This window comes from Streptomyces sp. SID9727 (genome assembly GCF_010550605.1).
In the GTDB taxonomy this organism is placed as follows: Bacteria; Actinomycetota; Actinomycetes; order Streptomycetales; family Streptomycetaceae; genus Streptomyces.
Map to the genome: position 1 here is coordinate 1 of NZ_JAAGNI010000223.1, position 259 is coordinate 259.

The 259-nt window shown below is 79.2% G+C and carries 1 pseudogene; it reads left to right on the top strand.

Going from position 1 to position 259, the window contains the following annotated elements:
- Window positions 1-259, top strand: a pseudogene (locus tag G3I41_RS14230) (pyridoxal phosphate-dependent aminotransferase); the annotation flags it as partial.

Sequence of the window (259 nt, forward strand, 5' to 3'; positions counted from 1 at the left end):
CGACGAGACCTGGCGCGACACCGTGCACCGCCCGCACGACACGGTCCTGGTCAGCCCGGCCGAGATGTGCCCCGACGACGTGACGGTGGTCTCCGGTCTGCACGGGGCGCTGACCCCCGCCGCCTGGCCGGTCGCCGTCGCCCGGTTCCCGGACACCGCCCGCTGCGCCGCCCGCCACGCCCGTACGCTCGACGTCCTCACCGCGCTCGGCGCCTCCGTCGCCGGACCGGTCGCGGCGGCCGCCGCCCACGCCCTGCGC